The sequence below is a fragment of the Streptomyces sp. NPDC058637 genome (assembly GCF_042717325.1).
Taxonomy (GTDB): domain Bacteria; phylum Actinomycetota; class Actinomycetes; order Streptomycetales; family Streptomycetaceae; genus Streptomyces.
The window spans coordinates 30,113-53,983 of the sequence record NZ_JBHXRD010000046.1; the positions used below are offsets into that span (position 1 = coordinate 30,113).

General features: G+C 71.7%; 24 protein-coding genes and 1 tRNA gene. 14 read left to right on the forward strand and 11 right to left on the reverse strand.

What is annotated here, in order from left to right; all coding sequences use genetic code 11:
- Positions 1-2: 2 nt before the first annotated feature.
- The 3 genes from otsB to ACFWVP_RS32035 all read right to left on the reverse strand — a co-directional run bounded on the left by otsB (position 3) and on the right by ACFWVP_RS32035 (position 2,478).
- Positions 3-851 carry a trehalose-phosphatase gene (gene otsB / locus ACFWVP_RS32025; RefSeq protein WP_384501486.1) on the reverse strand — a complete coding sequence of 283 codons (849 nt, stop codon included), beginning with the start codon at positions 849-851 and terminating at the stop codon, positions 3-5.
- Between the two features lie 156 nt (positions 852-1,007).
- Positions 1,008-1,250, reverse strand: coding sequence for a DUF3263 domain-containing protein (locus ACFWVP_RS32030; RefSeq protein WP_384501487.1), 243 nt, complete (start codon positions 1,248-1,250; stop codon positions 1,008-1,010).
- Between the two features lie 10 nt (positions 1,251-1,260).
- Positions 1,261-2,478 (reverse strand): extracellular solute-binding protein, encoded by a 1,218-nt coding sequence (locus ACFWVP_RS32035; RefSeq protein WP_384501509.1) that lies wholly within the window; start codon positions 2,476-2,478, stop codon positions 1,261-1,263.
- Positions 2,479-2,722: 244 nt separating this feature from the next.
- On the opposite strand from ACFWVP_RS32035, the gene ACFWVP_RS32040 reads away from it, so the two are divergent.
- From ACFWVP_RS32040 to ACFWVP_RS32050, 3 genes are all read left to right on the forward strand, one after another.
- Positions 2,723-3,655 carry an ROK family protein gene (locus ACFWVP_RS32040; RefSeq protein WP_384501488.1) on the forward strand — a complete coding sequence of 311 codons (933 nt, stop codon included), beginning with the start codon at positions 2,723-2,725 and terminating at the stop codon, positions 3,653-3,655.
- On the forward strand, positions 3,655-4,818 hold the full coding sequence (nagA, locus tag ACFWVP_RS32045) for an N-acetylglucosamine-6-phosphate deacetylase (protein WP_384501489.1): 1,164 nt from the start codon (positions 3,655-3,657) through the stop codon (positions 4,816-4,818). The genes ACFWVP_RS32040 and nagA overlap by 1 nt, the downstream gene beginning before the upstream one ends.
- A gap of 160 nt (positions 4,819-4,978) precedes the next feature.
- On the forward strand, positions 4,979-5,926 hold the full coding sequence (locus tag ACFWVP_RS32050; RefSeq protein ID WP_384501510.1) for a 1-phosphofructokinase family hexose kinase: 948 nt from the start codon (positions 4,979-4,981) through the stop codon (positions 5,924-5,926).
- A 79-nt stretch (positions 5,927-6,005) separates the two neighbouring features.
- On the opposite strand, the gene ACFWVP_RS32055 is transcribed toward ACFWVP_RS32050, so the two are convergent.
- Together ACFWVP_RS32055 and cdgB are read right to left on the reverse strand one after the other, a co-directional pair.
- Positions 6,006-6,959 carry a carbohydrate-binding protein gene (locus ACFWVP_RS32055; RefSeq protein ID WP_384501490.1) on the reverse strand — a complete coding sequence of 318 codons (954 nt, stop codon included), beginning with the start codon at positions 6,957-6,959 and terminating at the stop codon, positions 6,006-6,008.
- A gap of 132 nt (positions 6,960-7,091) precedes the next feature.
- Positions 7,092-8,741: a diguanylate cyclase CdgB gene (gene cdgB, locus ACFWVP_RS32060; RefSeq protein WP_384501491.1), complete on the reverse strand. Its 1,650-nt coding sequence runs from the start codon at positions 8,739-8,741 to the stop codon at positions 7,092-7,094.
- A 415-nt stretch (positions 8,742-9,156) separates the two neighbouring features.
- On the opposite strand from cdgB, the gene ACFWVP_RS32065 reads away from it, so the two are divergent.
- From ACFWVP_RS32065 to ACFWVP_RS32075, 3 genes are read left to right on the forward strand one after another with little or no spacing between them, the layout of a single operon-like run.
- The gene (locus tag ACFWVP_RS32065; RefSeq protein WP_384501492.1) at positions 9,157-9,663 is read left to right on the forward strand and encodes a flavin reductase family protein; all 507 of its coding nucleotides are present in this window, start codon (positions 9,157-9,159) and stop codon (positions 9,661-9,663) included.
- A 42-nt stretch (positions 9,664-9,705) separates the two neighbouring features.
- Entirely contained in the window at positions 9,706-10,287 is a 582-nt protein-coding gene (locus ACFWVP_RS32070) for a sugar O-acetyltransferase (protein ID WP_384501493.1), read from the forward strand.
- 9 nt (positions 10,288-10,296) lie between these two features.
- Positions 10,297-10,842 (forward strand): TetR/AcrR family transcriptional regulator, encoded by a 546-nt coding sequence (locus ACFWVP_RS32075; RefSeq protein ID WP_384501494.1) that lies wholly within the window; start codon positions 10,297-10,299, stop codon positions 10,840-10,842.
- A gap of 392 nt (positions 10,843-11,234) precedes the next feature.
- On the opposite strand, the gene arfB is transcribed toward ACFWVP_RS32075, so the two are convergent.
- Positions 11,235-11,669 (reverse strand): alternative ribosome rescue aminoacyl-tRNA hydrolase ArfB, encoded by a 435-nt coding sequence (arfB, locus tag ACFWVP_RS32080; protein ID WP_384501495.1) that lies wholly within the window; start codon positions 11,667-11,669, stop codon positions 11,235-11,237.
- A 172-nt stretch (positions 11,670-11,841) separates the two neighbouring features.
- Between arfB and ACFWVP_RS32085 the strand changes: the two genes are divergently transcribed.
- Entirely contained in the window at positions 11,842-12,417 is a 576-nt protein-coding gene (locus ACFWVP_RS32085) for a TerD family protein (protein WP_384501496.1), read from the forward strand.
- Between the two features lie 202 nt (positions 12,418-12,619).
- On the opposite strand, the gene ACFWVP_RS32090 is transcribed toward ACFWVP_RS32085, so the two are convergent.
- Positions 12,620-14,035: a M1 family metallopeptidase gene (locus tag ACFWVP_RS32090; protein WP_384501497.1), complete on the reverse strand. Its 1,416-nt coding sequence runs from the start codon at positions 14,033-14,035 to the stop codon at positions 12,620-12,622.
- A gap of 162 nt (positions 14,036-14,197) precedes the next feature.
- Between ACFWVP_RS32090 and ACFWVP_RS32095 the strand changes: the two genes are divergently transcribed.
- Entirely contained in the window at positions 14,198-14,695 is a 498-nt protein-coding gene (locus ACFWVP_RS32095; RefSeq protein WP_033297163.1) for a hypothetical protein, read from the forward strand.
- Between the two features lie 28 nt (positions 14,696-14,723).
- Here ACFWVP_RS32095 and ACFWVP_RS32100 read toward each other — a convergent pair whose 3' ends face one another.
- Complete coding sequence (locus ACFWVP_RS32100) at positions 14,724-15,425, reverse strand: pentapeptide repeat-containing protein (protein ID WP_384501498.1); 702 nt, start codon at positions 15,423-15,425, stop codon at positions 14,724-14,726.
- A 100-nt stretch (positions 15,426-15,525) separates the two neighbouring features.
- On the opposite strand from ACFWVP_RS32100, the gene ACFWVP_RS32105 reads away from it, so the two are divergent.
- Positions 15,526-16,728: an NAD(P)-binding protein gene (locus ACFWVP_RS32105; RefSeq protein ID WP_384501499.1), complete on the forward strand. Its 1,203-nt coding sequence runs from the start codon at positions 15,526-15,528 to the stop codon at positions 16,726-16,728.
- Positions 16,729-16,771: 43 nt separating this feature from the next.
- Complete coding sequence (locus ACFWVP_RS32110) at positions 16,772-17,773, forward strand: zinc-binding dehydrogenase (protein WP_384501500.1); 1,002 nt, start codon at positions 16,772-16,774, stop codon at positions 17,771-17,773.
- 16 nt (positions 17,774-17,789) lie between these two features.
- Here the strand turns inward: ACFWVP_RS32110 and ACFWVP_RS32115 are convergent, their stop codons facing one another.
- Both ACFWVP_RS32115 and ACFWVP_RS32120 read right to left on the reverse strand, forming a co-directional pair.
- Positions 17,790-18,266 carry a GNAT family N-acetyltransferase gene (locus ACFWVP_RS32115; protein WP_384501501.1) on the reverse strand — a complete coding sequence of 159 codons (477 nt, stop codon included), beginning with the start codon at positions 18,264-18,266 and terminating at the stop codon, positions 17,790-17,792.
- 40 nt (positions 18,267-18,306) lie between these two features.
- Positions 18,307-19,209: an aminoglycoside phosphotransferase family protein gene (locus ACFWVP_RS32120; RefSeq protein ID WP_384501502.1), complete on the reverse strand. Its 903-nt coding sequence runs from the start codon at positions 19,207-19,209 to the stop codon at positions 18,307-18,309.
- Between the two features lie 102 nt (positions 19,210-19,311).
- Here ACFWVP_RS32120 and ACFWVP_RS32125 point away from each other — a divergent pair, with 102 nt between their 5' ends.
- Positions 19,312-20,712 (forward strand): NAD(P)/FAD-dependent oxidoreductase, encoded by a 1,401-nt coding sequence (locus ACFWVP_RS32125; protein ID WP_384501503.1) that lies wholly within the window; start codon positions 19,312-19,314, stop codon positions 20,710-20,712.
- A 305-nt stretch (positions 20,713-21,017) separates the two neighbouring features.
- On the opposite strand, the gene ACFWVP_RS32130 is transcribed toward ACFWVP_RS32125, so the two are convergent.
- A tRNA-Thr gene (locus ACFWVP_RS32130) sits at positions 21,018-21,091 on the reverse strand.
- A 176-nt stretch (positions 21,092-21,267) separates the two neighbouring features.
- Between ACFWVP_RS32130 and ACFWVP_RS32135 the strand changes: the two genes are divergently transcribed.
- From ACFWVP_RS32135 to ACFWVP_RS32145, 3 genes are all read left to right on the forward strand, one after another.
- Positions 21,268-22,404, forward strand: a complete 1,137-nt coding sequence (locus ACFWVP_RS32135; protein WP_384501504.1) for an ABC transporter ATP-binding protein — start codon at positions 21,268-21,270, stop codon at positions 22,402-22,404.
- 232 nt (positions 22,405-22,636) lie between these two features.
- Positions 22,637-23,056, forward strand: coding sequence for a hypothetical protein (locus tag ACFWVP_RS32140; RefSeq protein ID WP_384501505.1), 420 nt, complete (start codon positions 22,637-22,639; stop codon positions 23,054-23,056).
- A gap of 33 nt (positions 23,057-23,089) precedes the next feature.
- On the forward strand, positions 23,090-23,809 hold the full coding sequence (locus ACFWVP_RS32145) for an NDP-sugar synthase (RefSeq protein WP_384501506.1): 720 nt from the start codon (positions 23,090-23,092) through the stop codon (positions 23,807-23,809).
- Positions 23,810-23,871: the final 62 nt, after the last annotated feature.

The following is a 23,871-nucleotide window of genomic DNA, read 5'->3' on the forward strand; positions in this document are numbered from 1 at the left end:
GGTCACGGCTGTCTCAGCTGCCGGGCGAGGGTCGCCAGCAGGTCCACCACCGCTGCCGGGCCCGGCAGCGACAGGTCGGCGCGCCCCACGAGTTCGGGGACCTCGGTGCCGCTGCAGACCAGCAGGCCGGCGGTGCCGTCGGTGCGGAGCTTCTCCACCGCGGCGTACGCGGCGAGGTCACCGAGGTCGTCGCCCGCGTACAGGACGGACTCGGCGCCGGTCTCCCGTACGTACTCCGCGAGCGCGACGCCCTTGTCCATGCCCGGCGGGCGCAACTCCAGGACCAGGCGGCCGGGTTCGACGATCAGTCCGTGCCGGGCCGCGAGGTTCCCGAGCGGGCCGCGCAGCGCGTCGAAGGCGGCCTGCGGCGCGGGCGCGCGGCGGGTGTGCACGGCGACCGCCCGCCCCTTCTCCTCGATCCAGGTGCCGCTGCCCGCACCCGTCCCCTCCAGCACCGCGGGCAGCTCCGCCAGGGCGGCCGCGACTCCGGGGTGAGGCTCGGGGGCGTGCACGGTGCCGGTGACGGCGTCCCAGCGTTCGGCACCGTAGTGCCCGAGGACGACGAGGTGGTCCAGGCCCGGCACCCCGGCGAAGCCGCCGTAGCGGACCGCGACGGCGGCGGGGCGGCCGGTGATCACGGCGACGGAGCCGACCCGCGGTGCGAGCGCGGAGAGGGCCGGGACGGCGCCCGGGTGCGGGCGGGACTGTTCTGGGTCGGGGACGATCTCGGCGAGCGTGCCGTCGAAGTCGAGCGCGACGACGGCCCGGTCGGGCCGGGCGAGCAACGCGGCGAGGCCTTCGCGGCCGGCCTGGGTGGACGGGATCGGGAGGGGGTGCTCGGGGTTACCCATGCGGGCGAGCGTATCGGGCGGGCCGGCACCTCGCGCGGCTTCCGGCCGCCGCGGTGGTGCGGACCGGGCCCGTCGGAGGGCCGGGACGGGCCCGGATTCGCGTACCGCGGGAGCCCGGAGACGTCCGCCGGGTCCGGGCCGCGCGCCGGTTCCGCCTCAGCGGCGGCCCCGCCTCGCGTCCCGGACCCGGCGCAGGCGGTTCACCGTCACCGGGTCCTCCTCCAGCGCGCGCCGGTCGTCGAGGAGGGCGTTGAGGAGCTGGTAGTAGCGGACCGGTGAGATGCCCAGCTGCTCCCGGATCGCCCGTTCCTTCGCCCCGGGGCCGGACCAGGAGCGCCGCTCCACGGCGAGTACCGCGCGCTCCTGGTCGGAGAGCGGGGTGGCGGGGTCGGCGGTCATATCAACCAACCTACTCCGCGCTCTCGACCTGCCGCGCCTGCTCCGAGATCCCCCCGAGCACGCTCTCCGGGTTGCCGTTCGACTCGACGGCGCCGCCGATCCGCTCCTTGATCGACTCGCTGGCCCGCGCCCAGGAGGTCTTGCCGAACGGGTACAGCGTGGAGTTCGGCAGCGCCGCCAGGAATTCGTGCAGCGACTTGTACTTCCCGTCGGACTCCATCGCCAGGGACGCGCTGCCGGTGACGGGGAGCAGGTCGTACCGGTCGGCGAAGTCCATCACGTTGTCGTCCGTGTACGCGAAGTCGAGGAACTTGCCGATCTCCTCGCGGTGGCCGTTCTGCTTGAAGCCCATCATCCAGTCGGCCACGCCCATCGAGCCCTTGGTCGGCCCCTCGCGGCCGGGCAGCGGCACCATGCCGACGTCGATGCCCTTCTTCTCGGCTTCCTGCATCAGCGTCGGGTGGCCGTTGAGCATGCCCACATCACCCTTGGTGAACGCGTCGAACGCCTTCTCCCGGTCGAGCTCGCCGGGGGCCACGGGCCCGGTGAGGCCCTTGCCCACGAGGTTGTTCTTCAGCCAGGTGAAGGTCTGGACGTTGGCCGGGGAGTCGATGTCGTAGTTGCCGGTGTCGTCCGTGTAGCCGCCGCCCCCGCTGAGCATCCACATCAGGGTCTCGGCCTGGGACTCCTCGGGGCCGAGCGGCAGGGCGAAGGGGTACGTCACCCCGCGCCGCTTCAGGGCCGCGGCGTCGCTCTGGATGTCGGCCCAGGTCTGCGGGGCGTCGATACCCGCCTCGGAGAACAGTCCCTTGTTGTAGAAGAGCAGCCGGGTGCTGGCCACGAACGGCAGCCCGTAGAGGTTGCCGTCGACCTTGCCCGCGTCACTGAGCGAGGGCAGGAAGTTGGACTCGGTGCGGATCGCGAGCATGTCGTCGGAGGTGTAGAGCTTGCCCGCCTTGGCGTAGTCGGCGTACGCCCCGATCTGCGCGATGTCGGGGGCCTCGCCGGCCTTCACCATGGCCGCGACCTCGCGGTCGACGTCCTTCCAGGAGTAGACCTGGACATCGACCTCGATGCCGGGGTTGGCCTTCTCGAACTTCCCGGCGACCTCACCCCAGTACTTCTCGGAGCTGCTCGCCGCGTCGGTTCCGTAGTCGGCCGCGACCAGCTTCAGGGTGACGTCCCCCGAACCGCTCTCGCTCCCACAGCCCGACAACGTCGCCGTCATGCCGAGTGCGGCTATCACCGCGGTCAGACCCACAAAACGCCGCTGCACAGCCCTGTTCACCCTTACGTCGGTTCCTACCGGTCACGGTCCGTCGGTGACCGGTGATACTGCCTCCCGACCGGTCGAAGGTCTACACCACCGCCGTATCGATTCGGCAATCTAGCAGGGTCATTTTGTATGCATACTCAACAAACCACGATAGTGGACTAGACCTTTTAGGGGTCGGCGGGCGAAACTGTCTCCTGTGAGACACGTCATCGCCCTCGATGTGGGCGGCACAGGAATGAAGGCCGCACTGGTCGGGGCCGACGGCACCCTGCTCCACGAGGCCCGCCGGGCCACCGGCAGGGAGCGCGGGCCCGAAGCCGTCGTGGAGACCATCCTCGGCTTCGCCGCGGACCTCCACGCCCACGGCAGGGAACGGTTCGGCGAGGGCGCGGTCGCCGCCGGGGTCGCCGTGCCCGGGATCATCGACGCGGAGCACGGGATCGCGGTCTACGCCGCCAACCTGGGCTGGCGCGACGTGCCCCTGCGGGCACTCATCGGCGAGCGGCTCGGCGGCATACCCGTCGCGCTCGGCCACGACGTCAGGACCGGCGGCCTCGCCGAAGGACGGATCGGCGCCGGCATGGGGGCCGACCGCTTCCTGTTCGTGCCGCTGGGCACCGGCATCGCCGGCGCCATCGGCATCGCCGGCAGCATCGAGGCCGGGGCCCACGGGTACGCGGGTGAGATCGGCCACGTCGTGGTCCGGCCGGACGGCCCGGACTGCGGATGCGGCCAGCGCGGCTGCCTGGAGACCCTCGCCTCCGCGTCCGCGGTGTCCCGGGCCTGGGCCGCCGCGTCCGGGGACCCGGACGCCGACGCCGCGGACTGCGCCAAGGCCGTCGAATCGGGCGACCCCGCGGCACTGCGCGTCTGGGCGGACGCCGTCGACGCGCTCGCCGCCGGACTGGTCACCGCGCTCACCCTGCTGGACCCCCGCACGCTCATCATCGGTGGCGGTCTGGCCGAGGCAGGGGAAACCTTGTTCACACCACTGCGTGCGGCTGTCGAGGAACGGGTCACGTTCCAGAAGCTGCCTCACATCGTCCCGGCGGCCCTCGGGGACACCGCCGGATGCCTGGGCGCAGGGCTGCTCGCCTGGGATCTTCTCTCCACGGAGGTATCCGCCTGATGGCCGGACGCGCAGACAGCACAGTTCTCGCAGGTGCCCGGGTGGTGCTGCCCACCGGGACCGTCGAGGACGGCCGGGTGATCATCGAGGGCACCCGGATCGCCGGCAGCACGCCGGAGGGCGCCCGGACCGTCGACCTCTCGGGCCACTGGGTGGTCCCCGGTTTCGTCGACATGCACAACCACGGCGGCGGCGGCGCGTCCTTCGCCACCGGCACCGCCGAGGACGTCCTCACCGGCGCCCGGGTGCACCGCGAGCACGGCACCACGACCGTCGTCGCCTCCACCGTCACCGGCGACATGGACTTCCTGGCCCGGCAGGCCGGGATGCTCTCCGAGCTGGTGGAGCAGGGCGAGATCGCGGGCGTCCACTTCGAGGGACCCTTCATCTCCCCGTGCCGCAAGGGCGCCCACAGCGAGCAGCTGCTCCGCCACCCCGACCCCGCCGAGGTCCGCAAGCTGCTCGACGCGGCACGCGGCACCGCGAAGATGGTCACCCTCGCCACCGAACTGCCCGGCGGCATCGAGTCCGTACGGCTGCTCGCCGAGCACGGGGTCATCGCGGCCGTCGGGCACACGGACGCGACGTACGAGCAGACCGTCGAGGCCATCGAGGCGGGCGCCACCGTCGCCACGCACCTCTTCAACGCGATGCCCGCGCTCGGCCACCGGGCGCCCGGCCCGATCGCGGCCCTCCTGGAGGACGAGCGGATCACCGTCGAGCTGATCAACGACGGCACGCATCTGCACCCCGCCGCCCTGGAGATGGCCTACCACCACGCCGGCGCCGACCGCGTCGCGCTGATCACCGACGCCATGGACGCGGCCGGGGTCGGCGACGGCCGCTACCAGCTCGGCCCGCTCGCCGTCGAGGTCAAGGAAGGCGTCGCACGCCTGGTCGAGGGCGGCTCCATCGCGGGCTCCACCCTCACCCTGGACACCGCCTTCCGCAGGGCCGTGACGATCGACCGCATCCCCGTCGACGACGTCGTACGGTCCATCTCCGCCAACCCGGCCCGGCTGCTCGGCCTGTACGACAGGGTCGGCTCGCTGGACCCGGGCAAGGACGCCGACCTGGTGGTCATGGACGCGGACTTCGCGATCAGGGGCGTCATGCGCCGGGGCGAGTGGATCGTCGAGCCGTCCCTCGCACGGATCGGCTGAAGACGTCCTCCTGTTGACGGCACGTTGAACACGTAACGAAGAGACGGCGGTTGTCCCGGAGGACTGGGACGGCCGCCACCTCTTTGGCATGATCGCCCGGGCGGCGCCCGCGGGAGACGGCGCGCAGGACGGACGACCAGGGAACCGGAGGCCGGTGCGGGTGATACTGACCGTCACACTGAACACGGCACTCGACCTGACGTACACCGTCCCCGCCCTCGTCCCGCACACCAGCCACCGGATCAGCGAGATGTCCGAACGCCCCGGCGGCAAGGGCGTCAACGTCGCCCGGGTGCTCTCCGCGCTGGGGCACGACACCGTGGTCACCGGCTTCGCCGGAGGCACCACGGGAGCCGTCCTGCGCGACCTGCTCGGGACACTCCCCCGCCATGCCACCGACGCACCGCTCACCGACGCGCTCGTCACCGTCGCCGGGAACACCCGCCGCACCACGGCCGTCGTGGACCGCTCCAGCGGCGACACCACCCAGCTCAACGAACCCGGACCGCACATCGGCTCCGGCGAATGGGCCGCCTTCCTGCGGACGTACGGCGAGCTGCTCCCCGGAGCCGACGCGGTCGCCCTCTGCGGAAGCCTGCCGCCCGGCATACACGTCGGCGCGTACGCGGAACTGATCCGCCTCGCCCGCGCGGCCGGCGTCCCGGCACTCCTGGACACCAGTGGCGAACCGCTGCGCCGCGGCATCGCCGCCCGCCCCGACCTCGTCAAGCCGAACGCCGACGAACTCGCCCAGCTCACCGGCGCCCGCGAACCCCTGCGCGCCACCCGTGACGCCCGCCGCCGGGGCGCCCACAGCGTCGTCGCGTCCCTGGGCGCGGACGGACTGCTCGCCGTCACCCCGGACGGCACCTGGCGGGCCGCACCGCCGTCGCCGGTACGCGGCAACCCGACCGGCGCGGGCGACTCCGCGGTGGCCGGACTGCTGTCCGGGCTCGCGGACGAGCTGGACTGGCCGGCCCGGCTCGCCCGTGCGGTGGCCCTCTCGACGGCGACCGTGATGGCCCCGGCGGCCGGTGAGTTCGACCGCGCGGCCTACGCGGACCTGCTGCCCCGTGTCACCGTCGAACAGCAGGCGTCCGCGGCCTGAGCGCGCGCGCTCCCGGAAACACCACGTCCCGGCTCGCGCGGGGCGACGACCGGGACGGTGGTGACGTACCGCTCGACGGCTACGACTTGACGTGACCCGACTTCAGCGACAGCTGGTCCAGGTTGGCGTCGCACTGGTCGCCCTCGCGGCACGACAGCGTGAGCGTGTTCGACCCCTCGTTCAGCTGGACGTACGCGAACGTGTTCGTCCAGCCCTTCTCGAGATCGCCCTCCGCCGCGCGCGCGAAGTTCTCCATGTTGATGGAGCGGGGATCCTCGTCGTTGACCGTGAGGGACGTCTTGGCGTCCTTGCCGGGCACGCCGTACGTCACGAAGAGCGTGTACGGGCCGCTCGCGGGCACATCGACCGTCCAGGAGGCCGACCGGCCGACCTCGTTGAGGCTGATGTACTGGCCGTTCGCGCTCTTGGCGCCCTTGACCGAGTTGTCCAGCGCGGCCGAACCGCCGAGCGTCAGCGTCGCCGCGTCCTGCTCGGGGAGGTCGACCGCCTCCTTGGACGGCTCGGTGGACTTCTCGGGCTTCGGCGACTCCTCGACCTCGCCCGCCGGGCCGGCCGACGTACCGGCCTCGTCCTTCTTCTTGTCCTTGGGGTCGTCGTCCGTCATCAGGGCCGCACCGATACCGATGAGCACCACCGCGACCACAGCGACCGCCGCGATCAGCATCGCCTTGGTGTTGGGACCGCCCCGGCCGGAACCCGAACCCCTGCCGCCGTGCGGCGGGATCGGGCCGGTGGGCGCGCCGCCGGGATAGGTCTCCGGCGCCGCGTACTGCGGGTTCGGTCGGCCGTACTGCCCGCCCTGCTGCGGCGGAACCTGCCCGTACTGGCGTTCGCCGACGGTCCTCACCTGGTTGTAGGACGTTCTGGGAACGCCGGGCTGCGCGACGGGGCCGGGGTAGCCGTAGCCGCCCTGGCCGGGCGGCTGGGCGCCTGCCGCCCGCCCGTCCTCGTACAGGTAGCCGAACGGATCGTCGTCCTCGGGCTTGCTCGCGCCGTTGTTTCCGGCCGTCATCCCTGGGTCACTCCTCACCATGTCGCCAGCCGTCGCCGACCGGCCGAGCCTACCCCGAACGGAGCAGGCGTCGAATTGCCCTCGGCCCACCCGGAAACCGGGCGTGGTACGGGGACTGCCGGGGTGTGAACGTCAGCCGGCTCGGCGGTGAACCTTCGACCGGGACCGCTTCTCCACGTACATCCGCTGGTCGGCGGAGCTAAGGACCTCTTCCACGGTCATCCCGCACTCGGCCCAGCCGATACCGAAACTCGCCCCGACCCTGACAGCCCGGCCGTCCACCCGGATGGGCGGAATGATGGCATTACGCAAGCGTACGGCCAGGTCTGCGGCATCTGCCGCCCCCAGACCGTCCGCGAGGACGACGAATTCGTCACCCCCGAGCCGTGCGACGGTGTCCCCGTCGCGCACACAGGTGGTGAGCCGCCGGGCGACCTCGATGAGAACCTCGTCACCCGTGTGGTGTCCGAAACGGTCGTTGATCGACTTGAAGCCGTCCAGGTCGCAGAAGAGCACCGCCAGGCCCTTCGCCCCGTCGTCGCGCTCCATGTCGGGCGCCATGACGTGCACGTGGTGGTCGTACGGGCCGACGCCGGGGACCGCGTCCGCCTCGTAGCCGTCCGCCCGATACGCGGGCGACGCCTCCACGTCCCCGTACGCCGCGTCGAGCGCCTCTATCGCGGTGGTGGCGATGGAGTGGGGCCTCTCACACAGCCGGGCGCTGAGGCGGGAGCGCAGCTCGGCGCTGTTGGGCAGGCCGGTGAGCGCGTCGTGCGAGGCGCGGTGCGCGAGGTGGAGCTCGTTGCGCTTGCGCTCCTCGATGTCCTCGACGTGGGTGAGCAGGAAACGCGGACCGTCGGCGGTGTCCGCGACGACGGAGTTGCGCAGCGAGACCCAGAGGTAGGTGCTGTCCCTGCGCCCCAGCCGCAGCTCCGCCCGGCCACCCTCGGCGGAGGTGCGGAGCAGAGTGCCGATGTCCTCGGGGTGGACGAGATCGGCGAAGGAGTAGCGGCGCAGCACGGAGGCGGGGCGGCCCAGGAGGCGGCAGAGCGCGTCGTTGGTGCGCAGCAGCCTGCCGTGCTGGTCGCCGCCCATCTCGGCGATGGCCATGCCGCTGGGGGCGTACTCGAAGGCCTGGCGGAAGGATTCCTCACTGGCCCGCAGCGCCTGCTGTTCCCGTTCGAGCCTGACCAGGGCGCGCTGCATATTTGCTCGAAGCCGTGCGTTACTGATCGCAATGGCGGCCTGGGAGGCGTACATCTGCAGTGCTTCCCGGCCCCAGGCGCCGGGCCGGCGGCCGTTGCGCGGCCGGTCGACCGAGAGGACGCCCAAGAGGTCCAGACCTCCGCCGGAGGCGTACATGGGCGCGTAGAGGCGGTCCAGGGGGTGCCACTCGTCCTCGAAGCGCGGCTCCGGGCCCTCGGTGTGCCACTGCGGTACGTCGTCGTCGAGGAGGACCCAGCCCTCGGTGTGCGGTATGAAGCGGAGTCTGTCCCAGGCCTCACCCATGGACAGCCTGCGATCCCAGGAGTCGCGGGAGCCGACACGACCGGTGATCAGGGCTTCGGCGGCGGTGTTCCCCGCGAAGGCGGCGACGACGAGGTCACCGTCGGGGCGGACCAGATTCACGCAGCCCAGCTCGTAGCCGAGGCCGGTGACGATGCCGTCGGCCACGGTCTGCAGCGTGTCCGCCAGACTGCGCGCCGTGTTGAGGTCGGCGACGGCCTGGTGCAACTGCCGCATGGTCGCAAGGCGGACGTACGGCTCCGACTCGGCCTCCATTGCTCGCACTCCCCGAGACCTCGACAGCAACTCCAGGTTTCATATCGACGTACTTGTTGCAGTGTCACGCTCACTGAATCACAGTGAGCTGTGCACCCGGTACACAGGGTCAACAAATATTGCGCTCTGTGACTCAAGTCACAACAGATGGTAAAGAGGCCGCAGTCGCACCGCGTGGCCCGTCATCCTTTTCTGTTCGCAAATCCGCCACCGCCCTGTTCGCACATCCACCACCGCTCACCCTGCCCGGCCACTCCGCCCGGTCACCCGCGCGCGGACCCCGGGCCCGGAGTCCTAGGACCCGGCTGGTCCCTCGGTCCGATGCGACGGCGCGGCGTCCGGCGCTAGCGTGCCCGATGTGCCGCAAAAGACTCCCCCCGCCCCGTACCCCGAAGCCGTCCCCCATGCTGAGGGGGTGAGCAACGACGAATTCCGCGCCGCCCTGGCCCGCCTGGCCGCGGGCGTGGTGCTGATCACCGCCCAGGAACCGCCGCTCGACGAGCACGGGCGCGGTGAGGACGTCGGCATGACGGCGACCGCCTTCGTGTCGGTCTCCCTGGACCCACCGCTGGTCATGGTGAGCCTGCGCAACGACTCACGGATGGACGACCTGCTGGCCGAGCAGCCGCTGTGGGCGGTGTCCGTGCTGGCGGAGGGCCAGCGGCAGATCGCCGGCCGCTTCGCCATGAAGGGCCGGATCAGCGACCGGTTGCTGTTCGAGGACGTCCCCTACATACGGGGGGACTTGACGGGCGCGCCCCTCATCGGCGGGGCGCTCGCCACGCTGGAGTGCCGCACCGAGCAGCGGGTCCCGGCCGGCGACCACACGCTGGTGATCGGTCGGGTGCTGACCGCGTCGCTCCCCAGCGCGGACGGCGAACCACTGGCGTACTTCAAGGGCCGCTACCGCCGGCTGGGATGAGAGAGCGTACGATCGTACGCTTCAGGGTGTACGCTCGTACGCATGGCTACGGACCACTTCGCCGGCGACCCGCGCACGAACCTGGAGCGGATGCTCGCGGGTGACCTCTACATCGCGGACGACCCCGAGATCGCCCGGCTCCAGCAGCACGCGATGCGGCTGGCCGCCCGCTACCAGGCCGCCTACGTCGAGGACGCGGGCACGGCCCGGCCGCTGCTCGCCGAGCTGCTCGGCTCCGTGGGCGAGGGCGTCGACGTGCGGCCGCCGCTCGCCGTCGACTACGGCAGCAACATCACCGTCGGGGCGCGCACCTTCGTCAACTACAACCTGACGGCGCTCGACGTCGCGGCGATCACCATCGGTGAGGACTGCCAGATCGGCCCGAACGTCCAGCTGCTCACCCCCACCCACCCGGTGGAGCCGCAGCCCCGGCGGGACAAGCTCGAAGCCGCGCTTCCCATCACCATCGGCGACAACGTCTGGCTGGGCGGCGGCGTCATCGTGTGCCCCGGGGTGACGATCGGCGACAACTCCGTCATCGGCGCCGGTGCGGTGGTCACGAAGGACATCCCCGCGAACGTCGTCGCCGTCGGCAATCCCGCCCGACCCGTGCGCGAGCTCTGACGGCGCCGCATGGCCACCGGACAGACCGACCCCCGACGGCGCGAACGGATCCTCGCCGCGGCGCTCGACCTCGTCGCCGAGGAGGGCGTGGCGGGTGTGTCCCACCGCAAGATCGCCGCCCGCGCCGACGTGCCGCTGGGCTCGATGACGTACCACTTCACCGGCATCGACGACCTGCTGGGCGAAGCCTTCACGGGGTTCGCCGACCACATCGTGGCCGTCTTCGACCTTCACCTCGGCCGCGCCAAGAACCCCGAGCAGGCCCGTGAGGCCGTCACCGACCTCATCCACACGCTCTCCGAAGGACCCCGCCGCGACCTGGTCCTCACCCAGGAGCTCTACACCCTCGCCGCCCGGCGCCCCGAGTACCGGAAGCTGACCCAGGCGTGGATGCGGCGCAGCCGCGACCTCCTCGAACAGCACTTCGACGCCACCACGGCCAGGCAACTGGACGCGCTCATCGAGGGACTGACCCTGCACCGCGCCCTGGACGAGGCACCCCATGACCGTGAGCTGACGCGCCTGGCGGTGGCCCGGCTCACCGCCGCGGCCTAGCCGCCCCACAGCAGCCCGTGGGGTGCGGACCTGACCCCGCATCCCACGGGCATCGTGGCGCGGGGGCTTCCTGGGGGGGGGAGGGCTTGTGGTGCGGGGGTTCTTGCGGGCTCGGGGTGCGGGGGCTACCTGCGGGCCCTCGGCCCGGGTGGGGGTGCTCCCTGCGAGCCGGGGTGCGGAGGCTTCCCGGGAGCCGGGGTACGGGGGCTCCCTGCGCGAGCCGGGATGTGGATGCTTCCCGCGGACCGGGGCGACGGGGGCTACCCGCGGGCCGGGGTGCGGGGCTTCCCGCGAGCCTGGGGGCGGGGGCTTCCCGCGGGCCGGGACCGGGAGCTTTCCCCACGCCCACGCTTCGGGCCGCCCGCCGCCGTCCGTCCGCACGCGGGGCCGGCCTACCAGTCGCGGCCGGAGCGGCCGCGCTTCGTGTCGCCGCGCTGCTTCTTCTCCCGCAGTCGGCGCTCGTTGATGCCCCGCGGGATCTTCTTCTTGAGGCGCGGCTTCGGCGGCGGCGCCGTGGCCTCCGCCAGGAGTGCGGCCAGCCGCACGGCGGCCGTCTCGCGGTTGCGCCACTGGGAGCGGTGCTCCGAGGCGCGTACCGCCACGACTCCGCCCACCAGCCGGCTCGCGAGGCGGTCCAGCGCCCGCGCCTTCCAGACCTCGGGCAGTGCCTCGGTCGCCGCGAGGTCGAAGCGGAGCTCCACCTGGGAGTCACTGGTGTTGACGTGCTGCCCGCCGGGCCCGGAGGACCTCGAGAAACGCCACATGAGCTCGGCCTCCGGCAGGGAGACCGAACCACGGATGACATAGGGCCCGGACATGACACCCATGTTCCCTGCCCCGCAGCCCGTTCGTCACCTTCTTTTGCGAGCGTTCGGTCAGAAGTTCGGTAAAGAAAGTAAAGCGAGCAGGAACCTCGTGGTCCACTGCCTGCGTTATGACGGGTGACGGTAGCTTTCGTGATGGCACGAAGCCCGCACACGACGAGGAAAGGGACTTCCCATGGCAGTAAGCCTGTCCAAGGGCGGCAACGTCTCGCTCACCAAGGAGGCACCGGGCCTGACCGCCGTCACGGTCGGCCTCGGCTGGGACGTCCGCACCACCACCGGAACCGACTTCGACCTCGACGCCTCGGCGATCGCGGTCAACACGGCCGGCAAGGTCTACTCCGACGGCCACTTCGTCTTCTTCAACAACAAGGCGACGCCGGACCAGACCATCGTCCACACCGGTGACAACGTCACGGGCCAGGGCGAGGGCGACGACGAGCAGATCAACGTCAACCTGGCCGGCCTCCCGGCGGACATCGACAAGATCGTCTTCCCGGTCTCCATCTACGACGCCGAGACCCGCAGCCAGAACTTCGGCCAGGTGCGCAACGCGTTCATCCGCATCATCAACCAGGCCGGCGGCACCGAGCTCGCCCGCTACGACCTGAGCGAGGACGCCGCCACCGAGACCGCCATGGTCTTCGGCGAGCTCTACCGCAACGGCGCCGAGTGGAAGTTCCGCGCGGTCGGCCAGGGCTACGCCTCGGGCCTGCGCGGCATCGCGCAGGACTTCGGCGTCAACCTCTGACGTAGACGGTCCGTACACGGGAGCCCCCGGCCGACTCTTCGGCCGGGGGCTCCCGTGCGCCATGACGGCGCCCGGCCCGCCGCCCCGGCACCCCCGCCTGCCGCAGCCTCCGCGAATCCGGGCGGACAGCGCCGGACCCGCCGCCGTCGACGCCGCCTGGACCGGAGCCGACGTGAAGCAACCCGCACGGAAAGGGAGCCGGTCAGCCCCGCGCGGGCCGGCTCCCGCCGTTGAGCCAGGTGTCCCACAACTCCGTCAGATCAAGGCCGGACTCCCGCTCCACGTACGCGGTGAAGTCGTCCGTCGACGCGTTGCCGTGCCGACGGTCCTTCAGCCAGCCCCTGACGAGGCCGAAGAAGGCCTGGTCGTCGCCCATCTCCTCCCGGATCCGGTGGACGACCATCGCCCCGCGCCCGTACACCGGGGGCCCGGACAGATCGGCGGCGCCCGGCGGACGACCCGGCGGGAACGCCCAGTTCGCCTCGTCCTCGTACGCATCGTCGAAGAGCTCCCGCACCGTGGCGCCCCCGTGGTCATCGCTCCAGAGCCACTCCGCGTACGTCGCGAAGCCCTCGTTGAGCCACATGTCCTGCCAGCTCGCCGGTGTGACGGAATTGCCGAACCACTGGTGGGCCAGCTCGTGGACGAGCAGGCCGATATCGGGCGGGCCGGGGAAGAAGGGCCGGTTCTGGGTCTCCAGGGCGTACTCCGCGTCCTCCCCCAGGCCGACGATCGCCCCGGTCGACGCGAAGGGGTACGGGCCGAATTTCCGCACCCCCCACTCCACGACCTCCGCGATGCGGCCCGGCACGACGGCGCCCGGCCCGGCCGCCTCCGGATCCACGGCGGTCACCACCGGCATGCCGTCCGGGGTGACGTCGTGCCTCAGCGTGTAGCGCCCGACCGCGACGGTCGCGAGATAGCTCGCCATGGGTTCGCGGGTGCGCCAGTGGAACACCGTGCGTCCGCCGGCCGTGCGACGGGACGTCAGCTCCCCGTTGGAGACGGCGGTCTGCCCGTCTGGGACGGAGATCCGGACATCGTACGAGGCCTTGTCGCCCGGGTGATGGTTCCCGGGGAACCAGGCGGGGGAACCGGCGGGCTCCCCGAGCGCGACCGCCCCGTGCTCCGTCCTGAGCCAGCCCTCCCGGGACCCGTCCGCGTCGGTGACGGTCCGCGGGGCACCGGAGTAGCGGACGACGGTGCGGAAGGTCCGGCCCGTGCGGAGGCGGTCCTCGACGTCGTGGTCCGGCCGCAGCGTCAGCTCCCCGCCCGCCCGGTTCACGGAGGCCGGCCGCCCCTCGACGGTCGCCGACCGGACGTCGAGCCCGGTGAGATCCAGGTTGAACGCACTGAGGTCCTGGGTGGCCCGGGCAATGATCACCGCCGTGCCCCGCAGCTGCCCCGACGCGGTGTCCACGTCGAGCTCCAGGTCGTAGTGCGTGACGTCGTAACCGCCGTTGCCGAGCCGGGGGAAGTACGGGTCGCGCACACCGGCGGCACCCGGAGTGCCCACGACCCCGCCCCGGCCCACGGCGCAGGCGGTGGCGAGGGTGATCACGGCGAGCAGCAGAACGGCGCCGGGCACGGTGCGGCGTGCCGCTGTTCGCTGATCCACACCGGCGATCCTATGTACGCGAGCGGGGGCGCCGGGCTCCGCCGCCGCTGCCCACCCGGCGGCCGGGGGACGGCCCCACCGAACCGCCGCGGGCCCCGGACGGCGGCCGAGCCGCCCCGCAGCCCGGCGCGGGTCGCTCACCGGGCATGACACCATCGAACCGTGCTCGACATCGGCTACTCCCTCTCCCGGCGCTTCCCGGACCCCCCGCAGACCGACTACCGCCGCGCGGACGTCCACGCCCTGCGGCACGATCTGTTCTCCGGCGACGTCTACCTCGCCGACACCAAGGCGGACCGCGAAGTATCCACAGCCTGGGGATGGGTTCCCGTCCTCGACTTCGCCTGGGCACTCTGCGACATCGTCGAGCAGATCGACCGGGACCCCCGCGGCAACCGCTCACACCGCCAGCAGTACGCCGAGCTGGACTTCACCGAATCCTCCGACCGCATGCTCTTCGAGCGCCGCTTCGGCTGGGTGGACGTCGAGGCGGACTGGATGCCCGGCGACGAACCCCCGCTCACCTTCAGCCACTCCCTCCTGCGCCGCGAGGCCCGCGACTTCCTGCACGACCTGATCGCCGACCTGGCCGACATGCACGAAGGCCTTGCCGACAACCCCGTCGTCTGGGACCTCCAGGCCCGCTTCCCCCGCCTCTGAGCACCACACCGGGCCCCGGGCCCCGGGCTCACATCTCCACCCGCACCCCGATCTGCGCCGCGAACGCCGGAGCCAGCTCCATCAGCTGGGACGGACTGATCACCGCCCCCGCGAGCCGCTCCACCCCCCGCGCGATGTCGAGCTCGGCCACCGTCCGCAGATCGACCGAATCCATCCGGACGGCACTGAAGTCGGCCCGCTTCAGCACACAGTCGCGGAACTCCACCCGCGTCAGCTGCGCCTCCCCGAAGTCCGGCTCCGACAGCACACAGCCCTCGAAAACGACGTCCTTCAGCCGCGCCTTCCGCAGATTCAGGTAGTCGATCTTCCCGCCCCGGACGAGCACCCGCTCCAGCACCGCCCCGTGCAACTGCACCCCGCCCAGCCGCGCGTCCACCACCTCGACGTCCCGCAGCGACGCCCCCGCGAGATCCGTACCCACGCCCCGCACACCCGTCAGCACCGAGTCGATGAACCGCGCCCGCACCAGCTCCGTACGGTCCAGGGCGCATCCCCGCAGCTCACAGTCCATGAAGCGCGCACCGGGACCCGACGCGTCCGCGAGGTCCGTCTCCTCGAAGCACACGCCGTCGTAGTCCCCGTCCGGCTCCAGTCCCTCCCCGTCGTACGCGACGAGCGAGGGCAGCCGGACCTCCGGCCTGCGCACCGCAGCCACCGTGTCCTTCGCGCCCCTGCCGCCCGTGTTGCCTCTGCCTGCCATGCCCCCCATCGTGACGTACACCACTGACAACGCCCGGATCCGATGTCACAGAACCACCCCGCCCGGCCGTCCCCCCGCACACAAGCGCCCACCGCGAGGAGACACAGCCATGCAACGCATCCACATCGTCGGCAGCGGCCTCGCCGGACTGGCCGCGGCCGTCACCGCCGCCGAGTCGCGGGCCCCCGTCACCCTGTACGAGGCCCACCACACCCTCGGCGGACGGGCCAGGACCGCCGAAGGCCGCTACCTCACCAACGAGGGGCCCCACGCCCTCTACCGCCGCGGACCCCACCGGACCTGGCTCGAACGGCGCAATCTGCTCGGGCCGATCGCCTCCGTACCGCCCCTCGAAGGCGCCCGCTTCCTCTTCCGCCGCGACGGCGCACTGCGCAGGACCCCGCCCCTCGCCCTGCTCCGCCTCGCCCGCCGCAGCGCCCGCACCGCCCCCGTCGACACCGACTTCCACAGCTGGGCCACCGCACACGCCGGCGAGGAGGGCGCCCGCGCGGCCGCCCACTACATGGGTGTGGCGCTCTTCCACCACGACCCCGGATCGCTCTCCGCCGCCTTCGTCCAGGAACGGCTCCGCCGCGCCACCGCTCTGCCGCCCGAGGCCCGCTACCCCGTCGGCGGCTGGGCGCAGATCGTCGAACGGATGGCCACCCGGGCCTGGAACCTCGGCGTACGCATCGAAACGGCCGAACGCGTCGGCGCCGGCACCCTCCAGGACCTCGCGCGCAGCGGCCCGGTGATCGTCGCCACCCACCTCTCCGCCGCCCGCACCCTCCTCGACGACCCCACCCTGACCTGGGACAGCGGCCGGACCGCCCTGATCGACCTGGCCGTACGGACCCGGCGCGGCGACCCGTTCGTCCTCTCCGACCTCGACGCCCCCGGCTGGATCGAACGCTTCACCGCGCAGGACCCGACCCTCGCCCCCCGGGGCGAACAGCTCGTCCAGGGCCAGATCCCCCTCGCCCCCGACACCCCGCGCGCCGACGCCCTCCACCGGGCCGAAGAACTGCTCGACCTCGGCTTCCCCGGCTGGCGCGACCGCACCACCTGGCGCCGTGACTCCCTCGCCTCCGGGCGCACCGGCGCCGTCGACAGGCCCGGCACCACCTGGCGCGACCGCCCCGCCATCGACCGCGGCGACGGAATCCTCCTCGCCGGTGACCAGGTCGCCGCACCCGGCCTCCTCAGCGAGGTCTCGTTCAACAGCGGCATCGAGGCGGCCGCCCTCGCCCTCGCCCTGATCGGGAGGACGGCACGGCCCACCGACCCCGGGCTTGACCTCAAGCACACTTGAGGTCAGAGAGTGGGCCCCACGCCACCACCCAGGGGAGCCCACCGTGCACGCCATCCGCCTCCACGCCTTCGGCCCCGCCGAGAACCTCACGTACGAGCACGCCGACGACCCCGTACCCGCCCCCGGCCAGGTCAGGATCGCCGTCGCCGCAGCCGGCGTGCACCTCCTCGACACCGCCCTGCGCGAAGGCATGACCGGCCCCTACCCCGCCCCCGCCGAACTGCCCACGATCCCCGGCCGCGAGATCGCCGGAACCGTCGAAACCCTCGGCGAGGGCACCGACCCCCACTGGCTCGGCCGCCGCGTCGTCGCCCACATCGGCATGGCACCCGGCGGCTACGCCGAACTCACCGTCGTCGACGCCGACAAGCTCCACCCCATCCCCGACGGGCTCGACGCGGCCACCGCCGTCGCCATGATCGGCACCGGCCGCACCACCCTGGGCATCCTCCAGTTCACCGACCTCGGCCCCGAATCCGTCGCAGTCGTCCCCGCGGCGGCCGGCGGGATCGGCACCCTCCTCGTCCAGTACGCCAAGAACGCCGGAGCCACCGTCATCGGCCTCGCCGGCGGACCCGGCAAGGTCGCCCGCGTCACCGCGAACGGCGCCGACCTCGCCGTCGACTACACCCGCCCCGACTGGCCCCGCACGGCCCGCGCCCACCTGGACGCCCTCGGCCGCGACGCCACCGTCGTCTACGACTCCGTCGGCGGGACGACCGCCCGCGCGGCGGTCGACCTGCTCGGCAAGGGCGGCCGGCACATCGTCTTCGGCTGGACGAGCCAAGGCCTCCACGACGGACAGCCGCTCACCCTCACCGACGAGGAACTCGCCGCCCGCGGCATCACATCCACAAACGTCCTCGGCCCCGTCATGACCGAGAAGGCCGGCGGCCTCCGGGCCCTGGAAACCCTGGCCCTCACCGAAGCCGCCGCCGGACGGCTCCGCCCCGCCCTCCAGCCCTACCCGCTCGCCGAAGCGGCCGCCGCCCACCGCGCACTCGAAACCCGAGGCACCACAGGCAAGGTCGTCCTGATCCCCTGACCGACCGGCCGCCCGCTCAACGCCCCCCGAGCCCGGCCAGCGCCCCGTCCGTCAGCCGGTACACCGTCCACTCCTCCTGCGGACGCGCACCCAACGACTCGTAGAACGCGATGGACGGGGCGTTCCAGTCCAGCACCGACCACTCCAGACGCCCGTACCCCCGCTCCACACAGATCCGCGCCAGCTCCGCCAGCAACGCCTTCCCGTGCCCGCCACCACGCCGCTCCGGACGCACGTACAGATCCTCCAGATACACCCCGTGCACCCCGCGCCACGTCGAGAAGTTCAGGAACCACAGCGCGAACCCGACCACCTCACCGTCCTCGTCCGACACCGCGATGTGCGCGTACGCCGCGGGCCGCTCCCCGAACAGCGCCTCACGCAACTGCTCCTCCGTGGCGTTGGCCTCGTCCAGCGCCTTCTCGTACTCGGCCAGCTCACGGACCATGGCGTGGATGGCGGGGACATCAGCGGCGGTAGCAAGACGAATCATGGGGGCAGCGTAGACACACGGCCCCGGACGCTTGCACGCGTCACCCACGCCCCAGCAACCGCCGGGCGATCTCCGCGTGATCCGGCGGCAACCGCCGGCCCCCGCCGCGGATCCACAGCCCGTTCTGCAGCACCCGCCCCAACGTCCAGGCCCTCGCCCGCTCCCGGTCCAGCGCCCCCGTCAGCACATCGAACCGCCACAGCACGTCCGACGCGTCGAACCGGTTGTCCAGCGCCGGGAACAGCTCGAACCCCGGGTCCCCCGCCAAAGGCTTCGGATCCAGCACGACCCACTCCCCCGCCCGGTCCCCCCGCGCCCAGCCGGCCAGGACGTTGTCGTAGTGCAGGTCCCAGTGCAACAACCGGTCCCCAGGCTCCCCCGCCACCTCCCGCACCGCCGCCGCGCAGTCCAGCAGCAGCAGCCGCTCCCCCTCGTCCGCCAACGCCCGGGAAGCCTCCGGCGCGGCCTCCAGCATCCGCGCGGCCACGTCCCCCAGCCGCCGCATCCCCTCCGGGGCCGGCACGGCCACCAGCCGGGCCGACAACTCCGCCAGCACCCGCACCGCCTCCCGCACATCCGCCACCCCCGTCAACGGGCGCCGCTCGTCCAGCCGCTCCAGCAACATCGCCCCGGTGGCCCCGTCGTACTCCAGCAGCCCCACCACCCCCGCGCCCGCCTCACCCCAGACCCGCAGCGCGACGGGCTCACCCACCGTCTCCTCGTCCACCTCCTGCAGCTTCAACACCGCGCGCCGACCGTCCGCCACCCGCACCACGGGAAGCACCAGCGCACACATCCCGTGCAGCGCCGGCCCGTCCCGCCGCAGCCCCCACTCCTCGAGAAACCGCCCGGCCATCCCCGGCAGCACGGCGACGAACGCCCGCCCGGCCGCACCCCTCAACTCCGACTGTGCGGCCGCAAGACCCTCAGGAACCTCGATCACACCCCGAGCCTAGAAGCCCACCGCACGACGAAACCGCCGATCGCGCAGTAACGTCCCCCCTGCGACTCACGACTCAGCTGCACACGGACAAGCAGGGGACACATGAGCACCGTCAGCACCGTCAACGGCGGCATATCGTTCTGGTACGCGCACGAGGGCACGCCCGCCCCCCGCGAACCCCTGCCCGGCGACTCCACCGCAGACGTCTGCATCGTCGGCGGCGGCTACACCGGACTCTGGACGGCGTACTACCTCAAGAAGGCAGTGCCCTTCCTCAACATCACCGTCCTGGAAGCCAAGTTCTGCGGCTACGGCGCCTCCGGCCGCAACGGCGGCTGGCTCTACAACGGCATCGCGGGCCGCGCCCGCTACGCGAAACTCCACGGCCACGACGCGGCCGTACGCCTCCAGCAGGCCATGAACGACACCGTCGGCGAGGTCATCCGCACCGCCGCCGACGAGAACATCGACGCCGACATCCACCACGGCGGCGTACTCGAAATCGCCCGCACCCCCGCCCAGCTCACCCGCCTCAAGAACTTCCACTCCGTCGAGATCGCCTTCGGCGAGAAAGAACGCGTCCTGCGCGGCGCCCGCGAGACCGCCGAACGCATCCGCGTCACCGGCGCCGTCGGCTCCAGCTGGACCCCGCACGGCGCCCGCCTGCACCCCGCCAAACTCGTCAAGGGCCTCGCCGACACCGTCGAAGCACTCGGCGTCACCATCCACGAGTCCACACCCGTCACCGAGATCAAGCCCAAGCACGCCGTCACCCCGTACGGCACCGTGCGCGCCCCCTACATCCTGCGCTGCACCGAGGGCTTCACCGCGGGCCTCAAGGGCCACAGACGCACCTGGCTCCCCATGAACTCCTCCATGATCGTCACCGAACCCCTCCCCCAGTCCCTCTGGGACACCATCGGCTGGGACGGCCGCGAGACCCTCGGCGACATGGCCCACGCCTACATGTACGCCCAGCGCACCGCCGACAACCGCATCGCCCTCGGCGGACGGGGCATCCCCTACCGCTACGGCTCGGCCACCGACAACGACGGACGCACCCAGCCCGCCACCGTCGAAGCCCTCCGCGACCTCCTCGTCCGCTTCTTCCCCACCACCGCGGGCACCCGCGTCGACCACGCCTGGTCCGGCGTACTCGGCGTCCCCCGCGACTGGTGCGCCACCGTCACCCTGGACCGCTCGACCGGCCTCGGCTGGGCCGGCGGCTACGTCGGCTCCGGCGTCGCCACCGCCAACCTCGCCGCCCGCACCCTCCGCGACCTCATCCAGCAGGACTCCGGCCAGGCCGGCCCCACCGACCTGACCACCCTCCCCTGGGTCAACCACAAGGTCCGCCGCTGGGAACCGGAACCCCTCCGCTGGCTCGGCGTCCACACCCTCTACGCCGCCTACCGCACCGCCGACCGCCGCGAGGCCACCTCCCCGCACGCGGACACGGACCGCATCGCGAAGGCGGCGGACCGGATCTCGGGACGCGGCTAGCCACGGCGGTCCCCGCTCATGAAGCGCAGGAACTGAACCGATGGGTGGGGGAACCGCATCGGAACAGGTGGAGGCCACGATGGCAGAGACCGGTCCAGCACCCCTGGACGTCACCTGTGGGGACCGACGAACAGCCGTGGCGCCGCGGACGCCACAGGGGATGCCCGTGGAGGGAATGTTCGAGACCGCAGACGAACTCCTGCAAGAAGGCTCGGAGAAACCCCACAGGCAGCGGATCGGCGCCCACGAGGCCACGTCTCAGCAAGAAGGCCAGGTCACGGACTAGGTGACCTGGCCTTCCTCAGAGCCCCCTGTCGGATTCGAACCGACGACCTACGCATTACAAGTGCGTTGCTCTGGCCAGCTGAGCTAAGGAGGCGTGCCGGAGCAGTCTAACCAACTCGGCGGCCCCTACCTGCGCAATATTCGGGACCCAGGACTGCTGACAGATTCGAAAACGCCAGGTAGCGTCACCTCAGGTTCACTCCAGTGGACCACACCACTCCCTACTCGGATCGTCCGGCACGTTCCTGCCGGTGGAGGAGAAGAATCGTCATGGCCAGTGTCACGTTCGACAAGGCGTCCCGCGTCTACCCCGGCTCCACGAAGCCGGCCGTGGACCAGCTCGAGATCGACATCGAAGACGGTGAGTTCCTCGTCCTCGTCGGTCCTTCCGGTTGTGGCAAGTCGACCTCCCTGCGCATGCTCGCGGGTCTCGAGGACGTCAACGGCGGCGCGATCCGCATCGGTGACCGCGACGTCACGCACCTGCCGCCGAAGGACCGGGACATCGCCATGGTGTTCCAGAACTACGCGCTCTACCCGCACATGTCCGTCGCGGACAACATGGGCTTCGCGCTGAAGATCGCCGGGATCAACAAGACGGAGATCCGGGCGAAGGTCGAAGAGGCCGCCAAGATGCTGGACCTCACCGACTACCTGGACCGGAAGCCGAAGGCGCTCTCCGGTGGTCAGCGTCAGCGTGTGGCGATGGGCCGCGCGATCGTGCGTGAGCCGCAGGTCTTCCTCATGGACGAGCCGCTGTCGAACCTCGACGCCAAGCTCCGTGTGTCGACGCGTACGCAGATCGCCTCCCTGCAGCGCCGCCTCGGCATCACCACCGTGTACGTCACCCACGACCAGGTCGAGGCCCTCACCATGGGTGACCGGGTCGCGGTCCTCAAGGACGGTCTGCTCCAGCAGGTCGACTCGCCGCGCAACATGTACGACCGCCCGGCGAACCTCTTCGTGGCCGGCTTCATCGGCTCCCCGGCGATGAACCTCATCGAGGTCCCGATCACCGACGGTGGCGTGAAGTTCGGCAACAGCGTCGTCCCGGTCTCCCGTGCGGCGCTCTCCGCCGCCGCCGACCGCGGTGACCGCACCGTCACGGTCGGCATCCGTCCCGAGCACTTCGACATCGTCGAGCACGGCGGCGCCGCCGCGCAGACCCTCACCAAGGGTTCCGCCGACGCCCCGGCCGGTCTCGCCGTCTCCGTCAACGTCGTCGAGGAACTCGGCGCCGACGGTTTCGTCTACGGTGCCGCGCAGGTCGGTGGCGAGCACAAGGACCTGGTCGTCCGCGTCGGCGGCCGTGCCGTTCCGGAGAAGGGCACGGAGCTGCACGTCGTGCCGCGCCCGGAGGAGCTGCACGTCTTCGCGACGTCGACCGGTGAGCGCCTCACCGCCTGACGTCCTCCCCGTTGTACGACGGCCCCCGCACCTCGACGCGAGTCGAGGCGCGGGGGCCGTTCGCATGTCGCGTGGCGGATACGGGTTTCGGATCGGCCGACGCCAAATACCCCGGCACTTCGGGCAATTCACTCCGGCACGTCAACCCATGATTCGAAAAGACTCCTCGAACCATCCCCCGCAAGAGTGACGAAATGTCGTCGATTCATCACTGACCGCTACGCTCGCCTGCGTGACCCACACCGCGCGCCGAATCGGCCGAACCCTCGCTCTCGTACTGCCCGTCGTCATGGTCCTCTCCGGGACCCTCGCGGTCACCCGCGTGTCGTGGTCGGCGCACAACACGGAGTCGCAGTTGCTGACCGCTGCCTCCGAGACCACCGTGTCCAAGCGCACCAAGACGCCGCGCGCCGCGCAGGACGTCCTGCGCGACAAGCTCCTCGTGGAGATGAGGGAGAAGGACCCGGGCGTCGCGCTCACCGAGTTGCAGCGCGCCGTCGAGGCACGTCCGTCGATGGCCCGGCACTGCATGTCGATCGCGAAGGCGCTGGGCAAGGCCGCCGTCGACCAGTACGGACCGACACGCGCGCACCGTTTCTCCCGTCCGGTCTGCGACACGTCGTTCGCCTCGGGCGTGGCGCAGTTCAGCTGATCCCCCGCCTGGGCACGGCATATCGTGCCTGGCATGCATACGTATCCGACGCAGGCCGTGATCCTGGCGGGTGGCCAGGGCTCACGGCTGCGCCCGTACACCGATGACCGTCCCAAGCCGATGGTCGAGATCCCTGGAACCGGGACCCCGATCATCGGCCATCAGCTTGCCTGGCTGGCCGCCGAGGGTGTCACCGACGCCGTGATCTCGTGCGGCCATCTTGCCGATGTGCTGCGGGACTGGCTGGACTCGGCCGATCTCCCGTTGCGCGTCACGACCGTCGTCGAGACCGAGCCGCTGGGCCGGGGCGGCGGTCTGAAGCACGCCGCGACGCGGCTGCCCGCCCCGTCGGAGCCCTGGTACGCGACCAACGGCGACATCTGGACGCGTTTCTCGCTGCGGGAGATGGCCGCGTTCCACACCGAGCGGGATGCCACGGCGACGCTCGCGCTGGCCCGTCCGCGGATTCCGTGGGGTGCGGTGGAGACGGACGCTTTCGGGCACATCACGGACTTCATCGAGTCGCCCCCTTCGCCGTACCTGATCAACGCGGGGGTGTACGTCTTCGCACCCGGGTTCACGGCGCTGCTGCCGGACATCGGTGACCATGAGCGGACGACGTTCCCGCGGCTGGCGCGGGAACGCAGGCTGGCCGGGTTCCCGTTGCCGCACGGGGCGTACTGGCGGGCGATCGACACCGCGAAGGACCTGACGGAGGCGGCCAGGGAGCTGAACGCCCAGCGGGGCTCCTGAAGGCCGCGCACGACTTCGCGAGCCCGCATTGCTCGACCGCGTGCAAGACCGCGTGTGACACC